Origin of the sequence: Streptomyces chattanoogensis, assembly GCF_001294335.1 — a bacterium.
GTDB lineage: Bacteria > Actinomycetota > Actinomycetes > Streptomycetales > Streptomycetaceae > Streptomyces > Streptomyces chattanoogensis.
Genome location: NZ_LGKG01000142.1, coordinates 15,136 through 31,889, shown reverse-complemented (window position 1 = coordinate 31,889; position 16,754 = coordinate 15,136). Strand labels below are relative to the sequence as shown.

The 16,754-nt window shown below is 73.0% G+C and carries 14 protein-coding genes and 2 pseudogenes; 12 read left to right on the top strand and 4 right to left on the bottom strand.

Annotated elements, in window-relative coordinates; genetic code table 11:
• Positions 1 to 28: 28 nt before the first annotated feature.
• The 9 genes and pseudogenes from ADL29_RS41295 to ADL29_RS21320 all read left to right on the top strand — a co-directional run.
• A pseudogene (locus tag ADL29_RS41295) lies at positions 29 to 207 on the top strand (amino acid ABC transporter permease); the annotation flags it as partial.
• A complete protein-coding gene (locus ADL29_RS21345) occupies positions 204 to 989 on the top strand; it encodes an amino acid ABC transporter ATP-binding protein (protein WP_053925217.1) in 786 nt (261 codons plus the stop codon). The pseudogene ADL29_RS41295 and the gene ADL29_RS21345, both read left to right, overlap by 4 nt.
• Positions 990 to 1,018: 29 nt before the next feature.
• Positions 1,019 to 1,168, top strand: a complete 150-nt coding sequence (locus ADL29_RS42775) for a hypothetical protein (RefSeq protein ID WP_211274360.1) — start codon at positions 1,019 to 1,021, stop codon at positions 1,166 to 1,168.
• A gap of 70 nt (positions 1,169 to 1,238) precedes the next feature.
• The gene (locus ADL29_RS21340) at positions 1,239 to 2,252 is read left to right on the top strand and encodes an LLM class flavin-dependent oxidoreductase (protein WP_053925216.1); all 1,014 of its coding nucleotides are present in this window, start codon (positions 1,239 to 1,241) and stop codon (positions 2,250 to 2,252) included.
• Between the two features lie 25 nt (positions 2,253 to 2,277).
• Positions 2,278 to 2,439, top strand: a pseudogene (locus tag ADL29_RS45385) (F420-dependent methylene-tetrahydromethanopterin reductase); the annotation flags it as partial.
• Positions 2,436 to 3,224 (top strand): DUF1684 domain-containing protein, encoded by a 789-nt coding sequence (locus ADL29_RS21335; protein ID WP_053925215.1) that lies wholly within the window; start codon positions 2,436 to 2,438, stop codon positions 3,222 to 3,224. The pseudogene ADL29_RS45385 and the gene ADL29_RS21335, both read left to right, overlap by 4 nt.
• Positions 3,225 to 3,723: 499 nt before the next feature.
• Positions 3,724 to 4,632 (top strand): S1 family peptidase, encoded by a 909-nt coding sequence (locus tag ADL29_RS21330; RefSeq protein WP_053925214.1) that lies wholly within the window; start codon positions 3,724 to 3,726, stop codon positions 4,630 to 4,632.
• A 178-nt stretch (positions 4,633 to 4,810) separates the two neighbouring features.
• Positions 4,811 to 5,866, top strand: a complete 1,056-nt coding sequence (locus tag ADL29_RS21325; RefSeq protein WP_078971178.1) for a slipin family protein — start codon at positions 4,811 to 4,813, stop codon at positions 5,864 to 5,866.
• A gap of 440 nt (positions 5,867 to 6,306) precedes the next feature.
• Positions 6,307 to 7,380 carry a S1 family peptidase gene (locus tag ADL29_RS21320; protein ID WP_053925213.1) on the top strand — a complete coding sequence of 358 codons (1,074 nt, stop codon included), beginning with the start codon at positions 6,307 to 6,309 and terminating at the stop codon, positions 7,378 to 7,380.
• Positions 7,381 to 7,500: 120 nt separating this feature from the next.
• On the opposite strand, the gene ADL29_RS21315 is transcribed toward ADL29_RS21320, so the two are convergent.
• Complete coding sequence (locus ADL29_RS21315) at positions 7,501 to 7,941, bottom strand: subtilase-type protease inhibitor (protein ID WP_046928770.1); 441 nt, start codon at positions 7,939 to 7,941, stop codon at positions 7,501 to 7,503.
• A gap of 367 nt (positions 7,942 to 8,308) precedes the next feature.
• Positions 8,309 to 8,989 carry a TetR family transcriptional regulator gene (locus ADL29_RS21310; protein ID WP_053925212.1) on the bottom strand — a complete coding sequence of 227 codons (681 nt, stop codon included), beginning with the start codon at positions 8,987 to 8,989 and terminating at the stop codon, positions 8,309 to 8,311.
• Positions 8,990 to 9,140: 151 nt separating this feature from the next.
• Between ADL29_RS21310 and ADL29_RS21305 the strand changes: the two genes are divergently transcribed.
• Positions 9,141 to 9,911 (top strand): SDR family NAD(P)-dependent oxidoreductase, encoded by a 771-nt coding sequence (locus ADL29_RS21305; RefSeq protein ID WP_053925264.1) that lies wholly within the window; start codon positions 9,141 to 9,143, stop codon positions 9,909 to 9,911.
• A gap of 14 nt (positions 9,912 to 9,925) precedes the next feature.
• Here the strand turns inward: ADL29_RS21305 and ADL29_RS21300 are convergent, their stop codons facing one another.
• A complete protein-coding gene (locus ADL29_RS21300) occupies positions 9,926 to 10,984 on the bottom strand; it encodes a YhgE/Pip domain-containing protein (protein ID WP_053925211.1) in 1,059 nt (352 codons plus the stop codon).
• Positions 10,985 to 11,271: 287 nt separating this feature from the next.
• Between ADL29_RS21300 and ADL29_RS21295 the strand changes: the two genes are divergently transcribed.
• Positions 11,272 to 14,778 (top strand): DNA polymerase III subunit alpha, encoded by a 3,507-nt coding sequence (locus tag ADL29_RS21295; protein ID WP_053925210.1) that lies wholly within the window; start codon positions 11,272 to 11,274, stop codon positions 14,776 to 14,778.
• The gene (locus ADL29_RS21290) at positions 14,775 to 15,830 is read left to right on the top strand and encodes a DNA polymerase Y family protein (RefSeq protein ID WP_053925209.1); all 1,056 of its coding nucleotides are present in this window, start codon (positions 14,775 to 14,777) and stop codon (positions 15,828 to 15,830) included. The genes ADL29_RS21295 and ADL29_RS21290 overlap by 4 nt, the downstream gene beginning before the upstream one ends.
• A gap of 5 nt (positions 15,831 to 15,835) precedes the next feature.
• Here ADL29_RS21290 and ADL29_RS21285 read toward each other — a convergent pair whose 3' ends face one another.
• Positions 15,836 to 16,567 carry a pyridoxamine 5'-phosphate oxidase family protein gene (locus ADL29_RS21285; protein WP_245689560.1) on the bottom strand — a complete coding sequence of 244 codons (732 nt, stop codon included), beginning with the start codon at positions 16,565 to 16,567 and terminating at the stop codon, positions 15,836 to 15,838.
• Between the last annotated feature and the right edge of the window lie 187 nt (positions 16,568 to 16,754).

The window sequence follows — 16,754 nt, the reverse complement described above, 5'->3', positions numbered from 1 at the left end:
AGCGCACGCCGCGGCCGAGCTGCGCCGCATCGTCTCGGTCATGGCGATCGGCGCGCTCTTCTACCAGGTCCAGGTCTCTACGGACGGAACGGCAGGGTCGTGCCCCTCCTGATGGTCGCCACCGCCTGGTACGCCCTCCTGACCGGTGCGCTCTCCGTCCTCCAGCACTACGTCGAACGCCACGTCTTCAAGGGAGCGACCCGATGAGCACACCCACCGTCACGGCCGCGCGCCCGATGGTCGAGATCCGGTCCGTCCACAAGAGCTTCGGTCCCCTGGAGGTGCTCAAGGGGGTGGACCTGGACGTACGGGCCGGTGAGGTGGCCGTCGTCCTCGGCCCCTCCGGCTCCGGGAAGTCGACCCTGCTGCGCAGCATCAACCACCTGGAGAAGGTCGACAGCGGCACGGTCAGCGTGGACGGTACGCTGGTCGGCTACCGGCGCTCCGGCGACAAGCTCTACGAGCTGCGCGAGCGCGAGATCCTCAGACAGCGCACGGACATCGGCTTCGTCTTCCAGAACTTCAACCTCTTCCCGCATCTGACCGTCCTCGACAACCTCACCGAGGCCCCCGTCTCCGCGCTCCGACGGCCGAAGAAGGACGCCCTCGCCACCGCGGTGAAGCTGCTGGAACGGGTCGGGCTCGCCGACAAGGCGGATGCCTACCCCCGGCAGCTCTCCGGCGGCCAGCAGCAGCGCGTCGCCATCGCCCGCGCGCTCGCCCTGGAACCCAAGCTGCTGCTCTTCGACGAGCCGACCTCGGCGCTCGACCCGGAGCTGGTCGGCGAAGTCCTCGACGTCATCAAGGACCTGGCGCACCAGGGCACCACGATGATCGTCGTCACCCATGAGATCGGCTTCGCCCGCGAAGTGGCCGACACCGTCGTCTTCATGGACGGCGGACGGATCATCGAGCAGGGCCCGCCCGGCGAGGTGCTCGACAACCCGCGCCACGAGCGCACCAAGTCCTTCCTTTCCAAGGTCCTGTGAACGGTCCGCCAGCCATGAGAAGACATCCGTTGAACCGCCGCGCCCTGTCCGCCGCCCTCGCCCTCGCCGCCGGCTCCGTACTCCTGACCGCCTGCGGCAGCGGCGGCGGGGAGGTGGCGGGCGAGCACGTCGCCGCCGCGGGAGGCCGGGGACCGAAGATCAATATCGGGCGGCCCTGAAGACCTCGGAGATCAACCCTCCCGGCCTGCCGAAGACGGCGAGCTGACCCGGCGCGAGAAAGGCCCACCCATGTCCGTGACCCCGAGCCCGCTCCATCTGGCCGTCGCCCTGGATCCGCCGGACGGCCGGATCCCCTGTGACGCCGCACATCACCTCGCCCTCGCCCGGCTCGCCGAGCGCGGCACCCTCGACTTCCTCACCCTCGGCGACGGCTTCGCCGGACCGGGACCCGACGCGCTCGCCGTACTGGCCCGCATCGCCCCCGCCACCGAACGCATCGGCCTGGTGCCGACCGTCACCACCACCCACACCGAGCCGTTCCATGTCTCCACCGCCGTCGCCACCCTCGACTGGGTCAGCGGCGGCCGGGCCGGCTGGACCGTCGGGGTCTCCACCACCGAGGCCGAGGCGGCGCTGACCGGCCGCCGCCCGGCCGCGCCGCCCGCCGACGTCTGGCGGGAGGCCGGCGAGGCCGCCGATGTGGCCGCCCGGCTGTGGGACAGCTGGGAGGACGACGCGGAGATCCGCGACCGGGCGACCGGCCGCTTCATCGACCGCGACAAGCTGCACCACATCGACTTCACCGGCAGCGCCTTCAGCGTCCGCGGCCCCTCCATCGTCCCCCGGCCGCCCCAGGGCCGCCCGGTCATCGCCGTGGACGCCACCGAGGATCCCGCGCGCGAGGTGGCCGCGGCGCACGCCGACCTCGCCCTCGTACGGGTCGAGGACCCCGCCACCGCGCGCGCCGTACGCGAGGACCTGCGCCACCGCGCCCGCACGCACGGCCGCGACCCCGACCTGCTGCGGGTTTTCGCCTCGCTGCCGGTCGAGCTGTACGACTCCGGCGACGCCGCCGGGCTCGCCGATCTGATCGGGGACTGGCGGGCGGACGGCGCCGCCGACGGCTTCCATCTGCGGCCCGCCGATCCCGGGCGGGACCTCACGCTGCTGGTCGACGGCACCGTCCCCGTCCTCCGCGACCGCGGCCTGCTGCGCCGCGCGTACGAGGGCGTGACGCTGCGCGAACACCTCGGCCTGCCGCGCCCGGCCAGCCGTTACGCCCTCGCCAGGGAGACCGCATGACCCCGAAGACCCCGACGGCCCCGCACCGCATCTGACCCCGGGCGGACTGGACGACTTCGTCGACCGGGTCGTACCGCTCCTCCAGGAGCGCGGCGTGTACCGCACGGAATACCACGGCCGGACGCTGCGTTCGCACCTGGGACTGGCGCAGCCGGGCGGCCCGGCAGGGGAGGACGGACGGCCATGAGCACCCCGCACCCACTCCAGGACTGGCAGGACTGGCGGGAGCGCCGCCTCGCCGCGGTCTCCGCGCCGTACGGACCCCTCGCGCTGACCGGCACCCACTGGCTCGCGGACCATCCGGACGGCCGGATCGCGGGGCTGCCGGGCATCTGGACCGCGGACGGCGACGGGGTCGTGCTGCGGGCCGGGGACGGCGACCGGCTCACCGTCGACGGCAGGCCCGCGGCCGGTGCGATACGCCTCGGCCCCGACGCCGCGCCGGACGCCACCCGCGTGACCCAGGGCGCACGCCATCTGCTGGTGCTGCGCCGCGAGGACCAGTGGGCGGTACGCGACTTCGACCCCGGCGCCGCGAACCGCCGCGACTTCGCCGGCATCGACGTCTACGACCACGACGAGCGCTGGATCCGGCCCGGACTGTTCCGCCCGTACGGGGAGCGGCGCAGCGTCGAGGTGCCCCACGCCGACGGGGCCCGGCGCGGCCTCGGTCTGGCCGGTGAACTGGCCTTCACGCTGGACGGCGACGAGCACACCCTCCAGGTGGCGGTCGAGGCCGACGGCTCGCTGTGGGCGGTGCTCGCCGACGCCACCGGCGGCACGGACAGCTACCGCTTCCGGTTCCTGCGCCCGCCCGCGCCCGCCGCGGACGGCACCGTCACCGTGGACCTCAACCGCACGCAGCTGCCGCCCTGTGCCTTCGCCGACCACTTCCTGTGCCCCTTCCCGCCACCCGGCAACACCCTGCCGTTCGCGCTGCGGGCCGGTGAGCGGAACCGCCGCCCGGGCTGATCCGTCCCATCCCCGACCGAGGGGGTCACCGCGCCGCCCCGGCAGTCCCAACAAGGCTGCCGGGGCGGCGAATTGCGCGCCGGATGCGGCCGGGAGCCCTCCGCCGGGAGCCCTCCGCCGGCAGATTTCCTTCCCCTTCCTTCCTGTTCCTTGCCGATGCCCTCTTGCGCTCCGGGGGCGCTGCGCCGGACACTCCGACCAGCGCTTGTCAGGGGCACGTCGAACATCCTTGCTGTGCGGCACCGCTGAACTGCGATGCCGGACAGCGGCGTTCACCATCCGGCGTTCCTGTCCGACGTCCGGCGTCCGACGTGCGGTACCCACGCGGTACCCACGTCGAACGTCCACCGTCCGGCATCAGCGTCCCACGTCTGACGTCCGACACTGGCATCCCACGTCTGACGTCCGGCATCCACCGTGCGGATTTCCCCGTGCCCTTCGGCTGCGCCTCACCAGGCCGCCCACCGGCGGCCCCTTCATCCCCCCTCGGAGGCATCACGTGAGGAACGAGCGCACCATCCCCCGCAGCGGCGTGGCAAGACGCACCCGGCTGATCGCCGTGGCGTCCGGACTGGTGGCGGTCGGCGCCCTCGCCGTCCCGACCGCCAGCGCCCAGGGCCCCGCCCCCGCAACCACGTTCAGCGCCGCGCAGCTCTCCGCCGCCGGCCACGCCGTACGCACCGCGGATGTCGCGGGGACCGCCTGGGCCGTCGACCGGAAGACCCACACCCTGGTCGTCACCGCCGACCGCACCGTCTCCCGGGCCGGGATCGCCCGGATCAAGCAGGCCGCGGGCAGCAACGCCGGCGCCCTGCGCATCGAGCGCATCTCCGGCACCCTGCGCAAGCTCATCTCCGGCGGCGACGCCATCTACGCACCGAGCTGGCGCTGCTCGCTCGGCTTCAACGTCCGCAGCGGCAGCACCTATTACTTCCTGACGGCCGGCCACTGCACCGACGGCAAGCCGCCCTGGTACACCGACTCCTCGCACACCACGAGCATCGGGCCGACCACCGGCACCAGCTTCCCCGGCAACGACTACGGCATCGTGAAGTACACCAACACGTCTCTGTCGCACCCCGGAATGGTCGGCAGCCAGGACATCACCAGCGCCGGCACCCCGACCGTCGGCCAGTCGGTCACCCGCCGCGGTTCCACGACCGGCACCCACAGCGGCAAGGTCACCGGCCTGAACGCCACCGTCAACTACGGCGGCGGCGACATCGTCTCCGGCCTCATCAAGACCACCGTGTGCGCCGAGCCCGGCGACAGCGGCGGCCCCCTCTACTCCGGCACCAAGGCCCTGGGCCTCACCTCCGGCGGCAGCGGCGACTGCACCTCCGGCGGTACGACGTTCTTCCAGCCCGTGACGGAGGCGCTGAGCGCATACGGCGTGAGCGTGTACTGACCGGTCGCGGACCGGCCGGCCCCGGCCGAGGTCCGGTGCGGGGCCCTGTCCGCCGGGGGACAGGGCCCCGCACCGGGTGGCCGCCTGCGTCTTTCGACCACCCCGCGAACCAGGCATACGATGAAATAGACGAAATAAAGGACGGCAAAGGGCGGCATTCCTCTGTCAGGGGGCTGTGATGCTCGAAGAACTGGTGACGGCCGGGGTGGGGCTGGCCTCGGCCGGCCTGGTGTATTTCATCGCGGCTGCGCGGGTGGTCAAGCAGTACGAACGCGGTGTGGTGCTCCGGCTGGGGAAGCTGGCCTCCGGTGTGCGCGGGCCGGGCTTCACCATGATCATTCCGGGCATCGACCGGATGCGTAAGGTCAATATGCAGATCGTCACGATGCCGGTGCCCGCCCAGGAAGGCATCACCCGCGACAACGTCACGGTCCGGGTCGACGCGGTGGTCTATTTCAAGGTCGTGGACGCCGCCGATGCGGTCGTCCGGGTCGAGGACTACCGCTTCGCGGTCTCCCAGATGGCGCAGACCTCGCTGCGCTCGATCATCGGCAAGAGCGAACTGGACGACCTCCTCTCGAACCGGGAGAAGCTCAACCAGGGTCTGGAGCTGATGATGGACAGCCCGGCCATCGGCTGGGGAGTGACCGTCGACCGCGTGGAGATCAAGGACGTCTCGCTGCCGGAGACCATGAAGCGGTCGATGGCCCGCCAGGCGGAGGCCACCCGCGACCGCCGCGCCCGCGTGATCAACGCCGACGCCGAGCTGCAGGCCTCGAAGAAGCTGGCCGAGGCCGCCGCGGCGATGTCCGACCAGCCTGCCGCGCTGCAACTGCGCCTGCTCCAGACCGTGGTGGCGGTGGCCGCCGAGAAGAATTCCACCCTCGTCCTCCCCTTCCCTGTGGAACTGCTCCGCTTCCTGGAGCGCTCCGGCCTCCAGGCGCAGGCCCAGACCGCGCAGGTCGAAGCGGAGCGGGCGGAGCGCACGGAACGGACGGCTGCCACGGACTCGGAGGGTTCCGAGGGCTCGGAGGGCTCGGAGGGCTCGGAGGGTTCGGAGGGTTCCGGGGCGGGTGTCGCGGACGCCGGCGTCGCGGCGGGTTTCGACGACGTCACGGACCTCGATCGCGTCGCGGACGTCGAGCAGCGCGCCCTGCCCGCAGAGCTGGCCGACCTGCCGGACCTCCCTGGGGCGGACGGCTTCGACGTGGGCCGGGGTGCCGAGCGCGGTTAGGGCCTGATCCGCCGGACAGGTCCAGGGCCTGTCCGGCGGCAACCGATCGCCGTACGTGCCGTGGGGCACCTACGGCGATCACTGCTGTCGGGGGGCGGTCGCCTGTCGGAGGCGGGCCGGGCGCCGTCCGGGGCGAGCGCGGTCACGGATGTGTTCCGGCCATTCGCCCTCGTAACCCCCACACGCGGACACCGGTGTGACCCTCACGTGACGAACGTGATGACACGGTGAACTCCCGTACTCGAGACCGGAACTCGGTCTTGTGCACGAGTGAGACGGGTGGGGATACTCGGCCCGCACGTTGGCATGGACGCGACTCCCCGGAGCGCTGTTACCGAGTGCTGCCAGCCGGGCGGAACGTTTGTGTCCCGATTCCTCACACTCTCGGGCCCGCGCATCTCCCCACGGACCGGGCCCATCCCCCCACGGGAGGCACTGAGTTGAAGCACCGACGCATACCCAGCCGGCGCGCGGTCCTGGCAGGCGCGGGAGCGCTGGCCCTCGCCGCCACCGCCACCGTCACCCTGGCCAACGCCCACGCGGCCCCCGCCCCCACCGTCCCCGAGCCGGCCAAACTGACCTCCGCCGCGGCGACCGCCCTGGCGTCCCAGCTCAAGACCGGCACCGCCGGCGCGTACTACGACGCCCAGGCCAAGAAGCTGGTGGTCAACGTCGTCAGCGAGACCGCGGCCAAGGCCGTACGGGCGAAGGGTGCGGAGGCCAGACTCGTCAAGCACACGCTCGCCCAGCTCGACGCGGCCCGGCAGACGCTGAAGTCCAAGGCGACCATCCCCGGCACCTCCTGGGGCGTCGACCCGGTCGGCAACAAGATCGTGGTGACCGCCGACCGCACGGTCAAGGGCGACCGCCTCGACCGCCTCACCCAGGTCACCAAGGGCCTCGGCGACCGGGTCGAACTCCGCCACACCAAGGGCGAGTTCAAGCCCTTCATCGGCGGCGGCGACGCGATCTGGGGCAGCGGCGCCCGCTGCTCGCTCGGCTTCAACGTCGTCAAGGACGGCAATCCGTACTTCCTGACGGCCGGCCACTGCGGCAACGCCGTCAAGAGCTGGTCCGACCAGCAGGGCGGCTCGGAGATCGCGACCACCGAGGACTCCAAGTTCCCCGGTGACGACTACTCCATCGCCAAGTACACCGGCGACACCGCGCACCCGAGCGAGGTGGACCTCTACAACGGCAGCACCCAGAAGATCACCAAGGCCGCGGAGGCCACGGTCGGCGAGAAGGTGCAGCGCAGCGGCAGCACCACCCAGGTGCACGACGGCACGGTCAAGGCGCTGAACGCGACCGTCAACTACCAGGAGGGCACCGTCGAGGGCCTGATCCAGACCGACGTCTGCGCCGAGCCCGGCGACAGCGGCGGTGCCCTCTTCGACGGTGAGTCCGCGCTCGGCCTCACCTCCGGCGGCAGCGGCGACTGCTCCGGCGGCGGCGAGACCTACTTCCAGCCGGTCCCGGAGGCCCTGGAGGCCTACGGCGCGCAGATCGGCTGACCGCTCCGGCCGGTCGCCCGGGAAAACCCGGACCCGGTCCGGCCGGCTCATGCGCCTGGCCCCCGGGCATCGCCGTCCGATGCCCGGGGGCCAGGTCCGTCCGGTCAGGGGGCTCTCCGGTCAGAACCGGAACACCGACCCCTGGCCGTCCATCATCGTGCACGAGTTGGCGAAGGTGTAGGTGTACGACACCCGGCGCCCCTGCCAGACGCCGTCCGCGGTGACCACGATCGGGTCCCACTCCTTGGTGCACACCCGCTGCGTCGTCGCGCCGGTCACGGCGGTGAAGTCACCGGACAGGGAGCGCAGCTGGGCGCAGGCGGCTTGCGGGTTCGGGTGGCTGCCGGTCGCCCGCGGCGTACAGCTGAGGGTGACCGCGCGCTCCACCGTGGCCGTCTCGCGGGTCTCGCCCTGGCCGACGGTCATGACCAGTTCCGTCGGGGCGTAGAGGCCACCGGAACGGAAGGTCTGCGCCGGGGTGTCGGCCGCCTGTGCCGTGGTGGCCAGCGAGCCGAGAACCAGAGCCGCGCCGAGTGCGAGGGCCCCGGGGATGTACCGCATGACGAACTCCTTTGGTTGAAGGTGCGGATGCCGAACGGGAGTCTGGACCCAATGGCGCTCCGGCCGCACACCCGGGCGATTGCTTTGAGTCGATGAGTGAAAGCGGTGAGTAATGGCGCGAACGAATGCGGTGGAGATGTGAAGAGAGTGTGACAGCACGGTGTTCGGCCAGCGGGGATGCAGCGCTCGCCGCCCTGCGGAACGGGGTGCCGTACGGGTCGGTAGGGGGAGAAATTCAGCCGCCGACCGATCGTTCGGCAGGGCGTTGATCTCCGATGATTGGCTGAAGAGGGGGCCGGAGACCACCTCCGAATGAGGTTTGGGAGGGGAATCCGCCCGTCGTGAACCGCCCGCTTCCCGCGCCCGCTTACGTGCCCGCGCCCCCGTCCAGCTCCGGCAGCCCCGCCGTCAGAGCCCGCATCCCCCGGGCCACCAGCTCCGCCGGCCCCCGCGGCCCGTCCTCGGGTTCGTCGCCCGCCGCCCACTCCTCCACCGCGACCCGCATCGCGGTGTTCGCGGCCGCCGCGGCCAGCCGTACCGTCAGCGGATCGGCGCCGGTCAGCCGTGCCAGGACCGGGGTCAGCGCCTCCTCGGCATCGTGGTGGACCCGGTGCCAGACCGCGCGCAGCGCGGGGTCGCCGGGCATCGCCCGCAGCAGCCCACGGGTCCAGCGCAGCGCCTCCGTGGCCGGTTCGTCGGCGGGGGTCAGGGCCCGGCGTGCCGCCTGCTCCAGCGCTTCCCGTACCGGCGGGGTGTCCGGACCGGCGGCGGGTGCCGCCAGATCGTCGATCCACTCCCGTACGCCGACGGCGAGCAGCGGCGCCACCGCGTCCTCCTTGGTGCGGAAGTAGCGGTAGAAGGTGCGCAGCGCGACGCCGGCCGTGCGGGCGATCTCGTCGGCGGTGACCGCGGCGCCGCGCTCCGCGAACAGCGCGGCCGCGGTGCGGGCGATCTCCAGCTGGGTTTCGGCCTTGCGCCGCTCGGTCAGCGAGGGGCGGGGGGAGGGGCCGGAGGGAGAGCCGGATGAGGGGTGGGGTGCGGTGGGCATGGGATCAGCTTACGGAGCGAGGTGACAGAGTGGCGTGATGTGCGAAAGTGGCATGACGTGCCATGAGCGGCGTACGGTGCGGCCGGGACCCCGAGAACGGAGCAGCACCATGAACCGGAGCGCCATGAACCGGAGCACCATGAACCGCCGTATGAACCGCTTTGACGGACGCCGCGTACTGATCACCGGAGCCGGTTCGGGCATCGGGCAGGCCACCGTCCACCGGATCCTGGCCGAGGGCGGCTGGGTCATGGCGGCGGACATCGACGAGGCGGGCCTCGCGGTCACCGCCGGCCGCGCCGCCGCGGACGGTGCCGCCGGCCGCCTGGTGACCGCGCCGCTCGACATATCCGACGAGGCGGCGGTGCGGGCCGGTGTCGCCGCCGCGGTGTCCGGGCTCGGCGGCCTGGACGTCCTGGTGAACGCGGCCGGCATCCTGCGCTCCTCGCACACCCACGAGACCGGCCTCGACTTCTTCAACAAGATCATCGCGGTCAATCTGACCGGCACCTTCCTGATGATCCGTGAGGCGCTGCCCGCCCTCCTGGAGGGCGATGCGCCGGTGGTGGTCAACTTCAGCTCCACCTCGGCGTCGTTCGCGCACCCGTACATGGCGGCGTACGCGGCGAGCAAGGGCGGAATCCAGTCGATGACGCACGCCATCGCGAGCGAGTACAGCAAGCGGGGCCTGCGTGCGGTGTGCGTGGCGCCCGGTTCCATCGCCAGCGGCATGACCAGCGGCCGGGGCCCGGGGCTGCCGGAGGACGCCGATATGAGTCTGTTCCTGAAGCTCGCCCCGGCCATCGGACAGGGCTTCGCGGGCCCGGAGGCCGTCGCCGGTGTCATCGCGATGCTGGCCTCGGAGGACGGCGCGTTCGTCACCGGCACGGAGATCCGGATCGACGGCGGCACCCATATGTGAGCCGTCCGCCCTGATCAGGCCGTCCGCCCTGCCGCCTGTCCTTCCTCGGCATTCTCCCGCTTCCGGAACACCGACAGGACGAGCGTGACCAGGGTGCCGCCCACCGCCCAGGCGGCCAGCACCAGCAGCGGTCCCGTCATCGCATGGCCCCGGAAGTACGCGATGGAGCGGGCCGACCAGGTGCCCGCACCCGGCGGCAGGGCCGGGCCGATCGCGCGCCAGAAGGGCGGCAGCAGGGGGTACGGATAGGCTCCGCCCGCGCTCGGGTTGCCGAGGATCACGATCAGCAGGATCGCCAGGCCGATGCCGATGATCCCCAGCAGCGACTGGAAGGCCAGCGTGCTGGCCCCGACGGCGAAGACGATCAGGGCGCCCAGGCCCCACAGGCAGGCGATGCTGCCGGGCAGTGCCCCCAGGACCGGGCCGACGACGATCGCGCCCGCCAGCCCCGCGACGATCGCATAGAGCGCGAGCGCGGCCAGCCGGATGGCCGCGCGCGCTCCGTTGGCCGCGCGGGCCCCGTGGCTGATGGCGAGGATCGCGGCGCACAGATAGCCGCCCACGCACCAGCCCACGACGAGGTAGAAGGACGTCAGGCTGCGGCTGTCACCGCGGTCGGCGGGGGTGACGTCCACCGTGCGCACGGTGCGCTGCTGGGATTTCTCCGCCGCCCGGACGACGGCTTCGAGCGCCTGGGAGAGCGAGGCGCCGCCGCCGCTCGCCACCAGGAGCCGGTCGGTGGTGCCGCGCGGGTCGACGATCAGCGCGCCGTCGATCCTGCGGTCCGCGATCTGCTGCCGCGCCTGCCGTTCCGAGGCCACCGTGCGCGGATCGAGCGGCGACCCCGGCAGCCGGTCCAGCTTCGTCACCAGCTGTCCGGCTGTCTGCGCCGGGGCGACCACGCCGAGCGGTACATCCGTCGGCCGGGGGTGGTGGAAGGCGCCCGCGTACGACGTGATGAACGCAACCATCAGGCCCAGTACCCCGGTCACCAGCAGCGCGGCCCGGGCGGTCACCGCGCTCCTGACCTCCTCGCGGAAGGGCGTGCGGGTGCCGTCGTCCGTGGTGGCCATGTGCCGCTCCGTTCGGGGGCTTCGTCGCGTTGCGCCGGGTCGTCGCGTGACGTCGGTCGCCTCATCTTCCGGTCGGCGACGGGGACCCCGCAGATCGGACAGGGCCGATCGACGGACGGGCGGCGGCCGCGCGGACCGTGGCAGGCCCCGCGAGGGTGTTCGTACGAATGTTCGAGTTACGCGTTATGGTGGAGGGAGAAACCGGAGGGGCCCGGGAAAGCCAGGGGGCTGAAGTAGCCAGAGGGACTCAGGATCAGCTGGGGGCGGATGAGGCGCAGGAGGTGCGGATGGCCGGGTTCACGCATCTGCACACCGCTTCGGGGTTCTCCCTGCGCTACGGCGCCTCCCACCCGGAGCGGCTTGCCGAGCGCGCCGCCGAGCGCGGTATGGACGCCCTCGCGCTGACCGACCGGGACGGACTGTCCGGCGCCGTACGGTTCGCCAAGGCCGCCGCCGAGGCCGGGGTCCGCCCGCTGTTCGGCACCGAACTCGCGGTGGCGGAGCGCGAGTCGGCCACCGGGGCCGCCGAAGCCACCCGGACCGCCGTCCGCCGCCGCACCCCGGTGCGCGGCGGCGCCTTCCTCGACGAGTCCGCCGCCCGCGCCGTCTTCCTCGCCCGCGACGGAGCGGCCGGCTGGGCCGCCCTGTGCCGGCTGGTCTCCGCCGCCCATGCGGGCCGGCAGGAGCAGCCCGTGGTGCCCTGGGACGCGCTGGAATCCGCCGGCGGCGGCCTGGCCGTGCTCCTCGGACCGGACTCCGAGGCGGGCCGGGCGCTGTCCGCCGGCCGCCCGGACCGCGCCGCCCGGATCGTCGCTCCCTGGCGCGAGGTGTACGGCGATGCGCTCCGCCTGGAGGTCGTCGACCACGGCCGCCCCGGCGGCGGCCCCGGCTCCGCGCGGCTGGCCGCCCGTACGCTCGGCTTCGCCGTCGACCAGGGCATCCGCGCCGTACTGACCAACGCGGTCCGCTACGCCGACCCCGGCCAGGGCCCGGTCGCCGACGTCCTGGACTCCGCCCGCCGTCTGGTGCCGGTCGACCCGCACCGCCCCGAGGCCCGGGACGGCGGCGAACGCTGGCTCAAGGACACCGCCGCGATGCGCCGGATCGCCGAGCGCACCGCCGAGGCGGCCGGATTCCGCCGGGGCCTCGCCCACCGGCTGCTCGCCATGACCGAGGAGGCCGCGGGGGAGTGCCGGGTCGACCCCCGCGACGACATCGGGCTCGGCCGGATCCACTTCCCCGAACCCCATCTGGTCGGCGCCGGACACCGCACCGCCGCCCGGGTGCTGCGCTCGCGCTGCGCCGCCGCGATGGTGCTGCGCGGCTACGACCGCGACCGCGCGCGGTGGGAGCGGCTGCACGACGAACTCCGTACGATCGAGCGGCTGGGCTATCCCTCGTACTTTCTGACGGTTGCTCAGGTCGTGGACGACGTACGGGAGATGGGCATCCGGGTCGCGGCGCGCGGGTCCGGCGCCGGGTCCCTGGTCAATCACCTCCTGGGCATCGCGCACGCCGATCCGGTCGAGCACGGGCTGCTGATGGAACGCTTCCTGTCCGAGCGGCGGAAGGCGCTGCCGGACATCGACATCGACGTGGAGTCCGCCCGCCGCCTGGAGGTCTACCGGGCGGTCTTCGACCGGTTCGGCGAGGAGCGGGTGGCGGCCGTCTCGATGCCCGAGACCTACCGGGTGCGGCACGCCGTACGGGACGTGGGCGCCGCGATGGGCATGGACCCGGCGCGGGTGGACCGGCTGGCCAAGGCCTTTCCGCACATCCGCGCCCGCGACGCACGGGCCGCGCTGGCCGAACTCCCCGAACTGCGCGGCGTACGGGAGGCCGGCAGCGAACGGCTGTGGCAGCTGGTCGAGGCGCTGGACGCGCTGCCGCGCGGGATCGCCATGCACCCGTGCGGGGTGCTGCTCTCCGACGCCACGCTGCTGGACCGTACGCCCGTCGTGCCCACCAGCGGCGAGGGGTTCGCGATGTCGCAGTTCGACAAGGACGACGTGGAGGAGATGGGGCTGCTCAAACTCGATGTGCTGGGCGTGCGGATGCAGTCCGCGATGGCGCATGCGGTCGCCGAGATCGGCCGGGCCACGGGACGGCACCTCGATCTGGACGACCCGGCGCAGGTGCCGCCGGGGGACGAGAAGACCTACAGCCTGATCCGCTCCACCGAGACGCTCGGCTGCTTCCAGATCGAATCGCCCGGCCAGCGCGATCTGGTCGGCCGGCTCCAGCCCGCCACCTTCCACGACCTGGTCGTCGACATCTCGCTCTTCCGGCCGGGGCCGGTCGCCGCCGACATGGTGCGGCCCTTCATCGAGGCCCGGCACGGCCGGAAGGCGGTCCGCTATCCGCACCCCGACCTGGAGGAACCGCTGCGCGAGACGTACGGGGTGGTGGTGTTCCACGAGCAGATCATCGAGACGCTGCGGATCATGACGGGCTGCGCCCGCGACGAGGCGGACGAGAAGCGGCGCGCGCTGTCGCATCCGGAGCTGCAGGGGCGGGTGCGCGCCTGGTTCGCACAGCGGGCCGGGCGGCGCGGATACACCCCCGAGGTGATCGCGCACACCTGGGAGATCGTCGAGGCCTTCGGCGCGTACGGCTTCTGCAAGGCGCATGCGGTCGCCTTCGCGGTGCCCACCTACCAGTCCGCCTGGCTCAAGGCGCATCACCCCGCGGCCTTCTACGCCGGGCTGCTCACCCACGACCCGGGGATGTACCCGAAGCGGCTGCTGCTGGCGGATGCGCGGCGGCGCGGGGTGCCGGTGCTGCCGTTGGACGTGAACCGGTCGGCGGTCGCCCATCGGATCGAACTGGTGTCCGGTGGGGATGGTGCCCGTGGTGTCTGGGGGCTGCGGCTCGCCCTCTCCGACGTCCATGGCATGAGCGAGGCCGAGGCGCGGCGGATCGAGGCCGGGCAGCCCTACCGCTCGCTCCAGGACCTGTGGCAGCGGGCCCGGCCGTCCCGCCCCGTGGCCGAACGCCTCGCCCGGGTGGGTGCACTGGACTCCTTCGGCGCCAACCGGCGCGATCTGCTGCTGTATGTCGCCGAGCTGCATCATCACCAACGAGGCGCGTCCGGCGGTCAGTTGACGTTCGATCAGGACTCGGCGGCCGGGGCGGCCCAGGCGGTCGAGCCGGTGGGCCTGCCCGACCTCACCGACATCGAACGGCTCAGCGCCGAGCTGGGCGTCCTCGGCATGGACGCCTCCCGTCATCTGATGGCCGACCACCGGGAGTTCCTCGCGGAGCTGGGCGCGCTGCCGGCCCGGCTGCTGCGCGGCGCCCGGAACGGCGAGACGGTGCTGGTCGCCGGGGCCAAGGCGGCCACCCAGACCCCGCCGGTCCGCTCCGGCCGCCGGGTCATCTTCACCACCCTCGACGACAGTACGGGGCTGGTCGACTGCGCCTTCTTCGACGACTCCCACGAGGCCTGTGCGCACACCGTCTTCCACTCCTGGCTGCTGCTGGTCCGCGGTACGGTCCAGCGCCGCGGCCCGCGCAGCCTCAGCGTGGTCGGCACGGCCGCCTGGAACCTCGCCGAACTGGCCGAACTGCGCCGCGAGGGCGGTCTGGAGGCGGTCACGGCCCGGCTGGCCGCGCGGCCGGACCGGGCACCCCGCGAGGAGCCCGAAGCCGTCGCCGGCACCCCCGCCCCCGGCCGCACCATCCGCCTGGAGACCGGCTACGAGATGCACCCGTGGGCCGACCTCCAGCCCGCAGGTGAACGCGCCGCCACCGGCCGCAAGCTGTGGCACTCCAGCCCGGGGAGCGCGGGATGAGCCCCGCGCCCCGGCCCCCTGCCGTCCCGCCGGACCCGGCCGCCGGGTGCGGGCCGGGTGTGCTCCACGTACGCTTCCGGACCGCCGACGGCACCCCCGTCAGCGCCGCGCAGTACGAGCAACTGCTGCATGTCCTGGAGCAGTTCACGCCCGTGATCGAGGCCCTGCCGCCGGATGCCGCACTGGCCGACGTCCGCGGGGCGCTGCGCTACTTCGACCGGGACGCGGCAGGCATCGCCGAGCTGGTCCGGCTGCGCGCGCTGGCCTGGCACGGCGTACGGTGCACGATCGGGATCGGCGCCAACCCGCTGCTCGCGCGGATGGCGGCCCAGGCCGCGCCGCCCGGCGAGATCCGGTCCGTCCCCTCGGACGCCGGGGCCGTCGCCTCCTTCCTCGCCCGCCGCCCGGCCTCGGCCCTTTACGGCGTCGGTCCCGCCACCGCGCGCACCCTGTGTGCGTACGGACTCGACACCGTCGAACGGATCGCCGCCGCGCCGCCCGCCACCCTGCAGCGGATCCTCGGCGCGAAGACCGGCCGCGCGGTGTACGAGCGGGCCCGCGGCATCGACCCGACGCCGGTGACGCCCAACGCCCCGTCCCGCTCGATGGGCGCCGAAGCCCGCTTCGCCCACGACGAACTGGACCCCGTACGGCGCCGGCGTGCGCTGCTGTCGCTCGCCGACGACCTCGGGGCCCGGATGCGGGCGAGCGGGCAGGCGGCCCGTGCGCTCACCCTCACCGTCCGCTATGCCGACCGCTCCACCACGACCCGCACCCGGCGGCTGGCCGAGCCGACCGCGCACGGCCCCGCGCTGACCGCGGCGGCCTATGCGCTGCACGCCGCGCTCGGGCTGCAACGGGCACGGGTGCGGTCCCTGGCGCTACGGGCGGAGGACCTGTGCCGCGCCGAACTCGCCGCCCGCCAGCTGACGTTCGACCCCGCCGACGACAAGGCGCGCCGCATCGAGGCGGCCGTCGACCGGGCCAGGGCGCGCTTCGGGGCGGGCGTCGTACGGCCGGCGGCGAAGCCCGGCCGCGGAGCCGGGCGCTGACGGCGTCAGTCGCCGTAGAGCCGCTCCGCATACCCCGCGCCGTAATGCGCCTCCAGCGCCTCCAGCGGCACATCCTTGGCCTCGAGCCCCTTCACCATCCGGGCCCGTGACGGCAGCGCGTCCGGCTCCCAGGTCTCCGGCTTCCACAGATCGGAGCGCAGGAACGCCTTGGAGCAGTGGTAGAAGACCTCCTCGACCTCGACCAGCAGCGCCAGCCGCGGGCGGTTGCGCTTGACGATCAGCTCGTCGAAGAACGGCGCGTCCCGCAGCAGCCGGGCCCGGCCGTTGATGCGCAGGGTGTCGCCGCGCCCCGGAAGGACGTAGAGCAGCCCGACCCGGGGATTGGCCAGGACGTTGTGGAAGCCGTCCACGCGTCTGTTGCCGGGGCGGTCCGGTATGACGAGCGTCGTGTCGTCCAGGACATGGGTGAACCCCGCCGGGTCGCCTTTGGGCGAGACATCGCACCGGCCCTGCGCGTCCGAGGTGGCTATCAGGCAGAACGGCGACCGCGCCAGCCACTGCCGGTCGAGGTCCTGCAGACGGTGCCGGGTCTTGTGCGCGGCATGCGCGGTCGGCTCCCCGACCAGCGCCCGCAGCTCCGCCTCCGACGTCACCTCCGTGAGCCCCGCGGCCCACGCGGCCTCAGCGGTCCCCTCCTGCTGCGCCGTCCCCGCCTGCTGTGCCGTCCTCGCCTGTTGAGCCGCCCCCATGGCCTTCTCCCCTCGCAGATCGCCCACGCTTTCGACTCTACGGGACCCCACCGACAACCGTCCCGCCGCGACTGCACCCGTACGTCCGGTGGAGGTTCCGTGCTGGTTCCTTCACGGTCACGTAACTGGTACATCCGGCTTACCCGGCCGTAACTTACTTGGGAGTCAACTGCGTTGGCCCTTGCGATCCGGATCGCAGGTGAACGGCTCACCG

What these genes read in the sequence shown, in the direction of transcription:
- ADL29_RS21345 (WP_053925217.1), top strand. Translation starts at nt 204, where the DNA reads ATGAGCACACCCACCGTCACGGCCGCGCGCCCGATGGTCGAGATCCGG.
- ADL29_RS21325 (WP_078971178.1), top strand. Translation starts at nt 4,811, where the DNA reads ATGCTCGAAGAACTGGTGACGGCCGGGGTGGGGCTGGCCTCGGCCGGC.
- ADL29_RS21300 (WP_053925211.1), bottom strand. Translation starts at nt 10,984, where the DNA reads ATGGCCACCACGGACGACGGCACCCGCACGCCCTTCCGCGAGGAGGTC.
- ADL29_RS21290 (WP_053925209.1), top strand. Translation starts at nt 14,775, where the DNA reads ATGAGCCCCGCGCCCCGGCCCCCTGCCGTCCCGCCGGACCCGGCCGCC.
- ADL29_RS21310 (WP_053925212.1), bottom strand. Translation starts at nt 8,989, where the DNA reads ATGCCCACCGCACCCCACCCCTCATCCGGCTCTCCCTCCGGCCCCTCC.
- ADL29_RS21295 (WP_053925210.1), top strand. Translation starts at nt 11,272, where the DNA reads ATGGCCGGGTTCACGCATCTGCACACCGCTTCGGGGTTCTCCCTGCGC.
- ADL29_RS21340 (WP_053925216.1), top strand. Translation starts at nt 1,239, where the DNA reads ATGTCCGTGACCCCGAGCCCGCTCCATCTGGCCGTCGCCCTGGATCCG.
- ADL29_RS21305 (WP_053925264.1), top strand. Translation starts at nt 9,141, where the DNA reads ATGAACCGCTTTGACGGACGCCGCGTACTGATCACCGGAGCCGGTTCG.
- ADL29_RS21315 (WP_046928770.1), bottom strand. Translation starts at nt 7,941, where the DNA reads ATGCGGTACATCCCCGGGGCCCTCGCACTCGGCGCGGCTCTGGTTCTC.
- ADL29_RS21335 (WP_053925215.1), top strand. Translation starts at nt 2,436, where the DNA reads ATGAGCACCCCGCACCCACTCCAGGACTGGCAGGACTGGCGGGAGCGC.